Annotated in this window: 6 protein-coding genes; 2 read left to right on the forward strand and 4 right to left on the reverse strand. The window is 70.5% G+C overall.

Annotation, left to right across the window (positions count from 1 at the left end):
* Nucleotides 1-4: 4 nt before the first annotated feature.
* The 3 genes from E1267_RS42825 to E1267_RS42835 are packed head-to-tail and all read right to left on the reverse strand — an operon-like array spanning nucleotide 5 to nucleotide 2,133.
* Nucleotides 5-505, reverse strand: coding sequence for a carboxymuconolactone decarboxylase family protein (locus E1267_RS42825; RefSeq protein WP_132341912.1), 501 nt, complete (start codon nucleotides 503-505; stop codon nucleotides 5-7).
* Nucleotides 502-1,584, reverse strand: coding sequence for an NAD(P)H-dependent amine dehydrogenase family protein (locus tag E1267_RS42830; RefSeq protein WP_132341914.1), 1,083 nt, complete (start codon nucleotides 1,582-1,584; stop codon nucleotides 502-504). The genes E1267_RS42825 and E1267_RS42830 overlap by 4 nt, the downstream gene beginning before the upstream one ends.
* A 24-nt stretch (nucleotides 1,585-1,608) precedes the next feature.
* Nucleotides 1,609-2,133: a hypothetical protein gene (locus E1267_RS42835; RefSeq protein WP_132341916.1), complete on the reverse strand. Its 525-nt coding sequence runs from the start codon at nucleotides 2,131-2,133 to the stop codon at nucleotides 1,609-1,611.
* A 273-nt stretch (nucleotides 2,134-2,406) separates the two neighbouring features.
* Here E1267_RS42835 and E1267_RS42840 point away from each other — a divergent pair, with 273 nt between their 5' ends.
* A complete protein-coding gene (locus E1267_RS42840; protein WP_132341918.1) occupies nucleotides 2,407-2,607 on the forward strand; it encodes a hypothetical protein in 201 nt (66 codons plus the stop codon).
* Here the strand turns inward: E1267_RS42840 and E1267_RS42845 are convergent.
* The gene (locus E1267_RS42845) at nucleotides 2,604-3,359 is read right to left on the reverse strand and encodes a class I SAM-dependent methyltransferase (protein ID WP_132341920.1); all 756 of its coding nucleotides are present in this window, start codon (nucleotides 3,357-3,359) and stop codon (nucleotides 2,604-2,606) included. The two genes, E1267_RS42840 and E1267_RS42845, sit on opposite strands and share 4 nt — an antisense overlap.
* Before the next feature lie 99 nt (nucleotides 3,360-3,458).
* Here E1267_RS42845 and E1267_RS42850 point away from each other — a divergent pair, with 99 nt between their 5' ends.
* Nucleotides 3,459-4,001 (forward strand): CGNR zinc finger domain-containing protein, encoded by a 543-nt coding sequence (locus E1267_RS42850; protein ID WP_246064721.1) that lies wholly within the window; start codon nucleotides 3,459-3,461, stop codon nucleotides 3,999-4,001.
* Nucleotides 4,002-4,020 lie beyond the last annotated feature (19 nt).

Genomic DNA, 4,020 nt, shown 5'->3' on the forward strand with positions numbered 1-4,020 from the left:
GGTGTCACCGGCCGGCGGCGGGGGTGCGCCCGCTGGGCAGAGCGCACACGGTGTCGAGCCCGAGCACGTGGTTGAGCCGGCCGAAGGCCAGCCACGAGCCCAGGCACATGGTCAGCTCCACGATCTCCACCTGGCTGTAGTGCGCGGTCATCCGCGTCCAGAACGCGTCGTCCAGGCCGTGGTGGTCGAGGGCGTAACGCTCGGCGTACTCGGCGGCCAGGCGGGTGCGGTCGTCGAAGGCGTCGGTGGTGCGCCACTCGCCGACCGCGTCGGCGAACGATTCCTCGACCTTCTGCCCGTCCCTTTCCGTACGCCAGTCGAGGCAGAAGGCGCACCCGTTGAGCTGAGCGATCCGCAGCCGCGCGGCCTCGAACTCGCGCAGCCCCAGCGTCGTGTGGGCGTAGACCGCCAGCGAGAACGCCGTGGCGGCCGTCCCGATGCCGGGCACCATCTCGCCCCAGACGTACTCGATGGCGTCCTTGCCCTCGGGGATGTCGATGTTCACGGCCGTCTCCTTCCGAGCTTGCCCGCGGGCGCGGGTCGCAGGGGCACGTCGAGCGCGTCGTAGAGCCCGGGTTCCGCGGTCAGCAGCCAGTCGATGGCGCCCACGAGCCGGCCGGCCGCGGTGGCGTTGCCGCCGGCGGAGCGGTTGCCGTCCTCGTCGGTGGCCTCGACCGTGACCTCGATGTGCGGCCGTCCTTCGACGATCACGCGGTGCGCTCCGACGCCGTCGGCCGCGAGCGGCCAGTCCTGGGCGCAGGACGGGTGGATGCGGGTGACGTGCTCGACGACGATGCGGGGCACGCCGTCGACGACGCCCTGCACCTCGAAGCGGACCGCGCCCTGGGTGCCCGCCTCGAAGTCGCCCATGGTGCTCGTCGTCACCGTCGCGTCGAGGGGGCGGCGGTCGAGGGTCTCGCGGATCTCGTCGAGTTCGACGCCGAGGGCCCTGGCCATGAGCCGTACCTGGCCGCCCCACACCATGGTGGGCACGGTGGGCGCGATCATCGGCGGCTCGTAGTCCATGGGCCGGCCCATGCCGACCAGGTCGCGTACGGCCTCGGGCTGGTCGTAGGTGGAGTAGTCGAAGATCTCCTGGCAGCGGATCGCGTCGACGGTCGTGGCGAGCCCGCTGAGCAGCAGCGGCAGCACGTCGTTGCCCCAGCCGGGGTCGATCCCGGAGACGAACAGCGAGCCGCCCCCCGAGGCGATGGCGGCCAGCACGGGCTCGCGCAGTTCCGGCGGGGCGTTGCGCTGGTCGTAGAGGGCGTACAGGGACGGTGTGACGACCACGGCGCCGGCCCGGACCGCCCTGACGATGTCGGCCAGGGCGTCGTCGGGGCGCAGGTCGCCGGAGGCGGCGTACACGACGGCTCCGGGGCGGGCCGCCAGCACGGCGTCGGCGTCGACGGTCGCGGTGACGCCCAGATCGTGGCCGAGCCCGGCGAGATCGCCCGCGTCACGACCGATCTTGGCGGGGTCGTGGACGAGCACGGCCGCGAGCTTGAGCGTCGGGTGGGCCTCGACGGCCCGGATGGCGGCGCGGCCGATGTTGCCGGTGCCCCAGACGATCGTGGACGTCATGGGCGGAGCGTAGCAAGCGCTTGGTTAGGTGTATAGAGCTCGGGCCGCCACACGGCTACGGCGGGTTCCGTCGGTCACGGGAAGGGGATCCGCGTCGCCGGTCGTGGAGCGGGCGGGAAGCCGCCACCATTGATCGCCGACCACCGGGTGGACGGTATTCTTCACGTCTTTTCTCCCGATTCGTGTGGCGACGGCAATCTTGTCATCCGTGTCGTAAACGGTGCGGATGGTGGAGATCGACATTCCCGCCGCCTCGGCGAGCGCCCGCAGCCGGTACGGCTCCGGCCGTACGAATTCGCGCGCATATGCCATGATAAGTCGTATTTGTCGTTGTATCTCGCGCTTTTGTGCGGCGAGTTCCACGAGCCGCGCCAGCACCGGATCCTCGGTCGCCGACGCGCCGGCCGCCATCATCAGCTCCCCGACCAGGGCGTTCCGTGCCTCGCACGCGCTCGCCACACGTGCCCTGTAGTCGTGGTCGGACTCGTCCTCGCCCCTGGCCGGCTCGGGGATGAGCACCTTCGCCAGTTCCTCGGTGATTTCCTTCATGCGCGGCATCCTGCGGCATGCTGTGCGAAAAATGCAAAAGCGTGCGGAACTCGCGGTATCGCTTGAGTGCCTTGACGTGCTACGTCCCCACATCCACGTATAAGGATTCTCCACCCGGAGTTGCCCGTATGCCAGTTTGAGGATAAAAAGCGCCATTCATCATGCGAATCTTGTGCCACCCTCGTGAACGAAAAACGAGCGGCCCCTCTGCTGTCCCAGAAAGGCCGCTCTGGCGGTCGCGATCCACACATGTCATGAAAGGAAACCGCTGTTATGAGATTATCCAGACGCCGTGCTCAGCGGGAAGAGCCGGCCCCGACCCGCGAGCCCGAGCGCCTCCCCCAGCGCTGGGTGCTCATCCTGATCACCGCTTCGCTGGGCGGGCTGACCGTCGGCGGCCTGTCCGGGTGGGTCGGGGCGGGCGTCGCCACGGCCCTCGGTCTGGTCGGCCTGCTGCACCGGATCATGAACTAACCGCGTACGCCGCACAGCAGCCGGTTGTTGCCGCGCTGCCAGAGCGTGCCGATCTCCGTGAAGCCCGCCTCTTCGAGGGCCTGGACGTGATCCGACAGGAGGCGGGACTCCGAGCCGTGGTGGTCGGCCCCGGCGGTGCTCCGGGCCTCGTTGAGCTCGGAGAGCGCGGGGTCGGCCTCGATCGCGTCCCACCAGGCCCGCCAATCCTCCGGCCGGCTCTCGCCGAACGCGCGCTCTGTCTCGCGGTCGTGCACGGCGTGCTCCAGCCGCGACAACGTCGGGGTGGCGTCGTCGGTGTCCATGTGGTCGCCGTTGAGCAGCAGCCCGCCGGGGCGCAGCACGGTCGCCAGTTCCGCGTAGACGCCCTTCAGCTCGGGGCCGGAGATCCAGTGCAGCGCCGTCGTGCTGACCGCGGCGTCGGCGGGCCGGTCGAGCTCCAGCGACTCCGTCCAGCGGGCCCTGCGCAGGTCCGCGGAGACGAACCGCAACCCCGGGTACGCGGCCCGGCCCAGCCCGATCAGCAGCGGATCGGCGTCGACGCAGACGACCTGGGCCTCCGGCAGCCGCTCCAGCAGCCGAGCCGACAGCGATCCCGGGCCGCAGCCGAGGTCGATGACCACCGGGTCGGGCCGTCCCAGCGCCTCCACGGCGTCGATCAGCACCGTGAACCGCTCCTCCCGGTCGGGAAGGTAGCCCTCCTGCTGGCGGTCCCAGCGCGCCATCCACTCCATTGCGGCATCGTGGGTGAGCATGTACGTCTCCTCGTGACCGTCGTTTAAGCTTTGAACAGTCACACGCTAACTCGCGAAGGTGTAACCGGTCAATTGGATTACAACAGTCACACTGATGCGGTGGTCCGGGTCACGGTGGCACTCGTCAACGCCCTGACCCCCGGCGAGCGACGCGGACGCCCCTGCCCTCCACCGGCCGACCCCGCGGCCGCCGCCGTCGAGGGGCTGCGTGCCGTCTATCCGTCGTACCGCGAGGTCACCCACGGGGAGGGCGCCGCGCTGGCCGAGGTCGCGGCCCGTTTGCGCGAGGTCTTCGCCGCCGTCGCCGCGGACGACCTCGACGCCGCGGCCACGCAGGTCAACACGCTGCTGGTGGAGACCGGCGCCCGGCCGGTCCTGGAGAGGCACGACGGGGAGCCGTGGCACCTGCACTTCCACGGCCACCATGACACCCTGGCCGACGGCTGGGCGGCGAGCTGCGCCACGGGCCTCGCGATCGTGCTGGGCGGCGAGTTCGCCGACCGCCTCGGCGTCTGCACCGCACCCCACTGCGACCGCGTCTATGTGGACGTCTCACGTAACGGCACCCGCAGGTTCTGCTCGACGGCCTGCCAGAACCGCGTCAAGACGGCGGCCTTCAGGGCCAGGGGGCGGGCGGGCTGAGCGGTGTGGGGTGCGGCCC

This window comes from Nonomuraea longispora (assembly GCF_004348345.1).
Taxonomy (GTDB): domain Bacteria; phylum Actinomycetota; class Actinomycetes; order Streptosporangiales; family Streptosporangiaceae; genus Nonomuraea; species Nonomuraea longispora.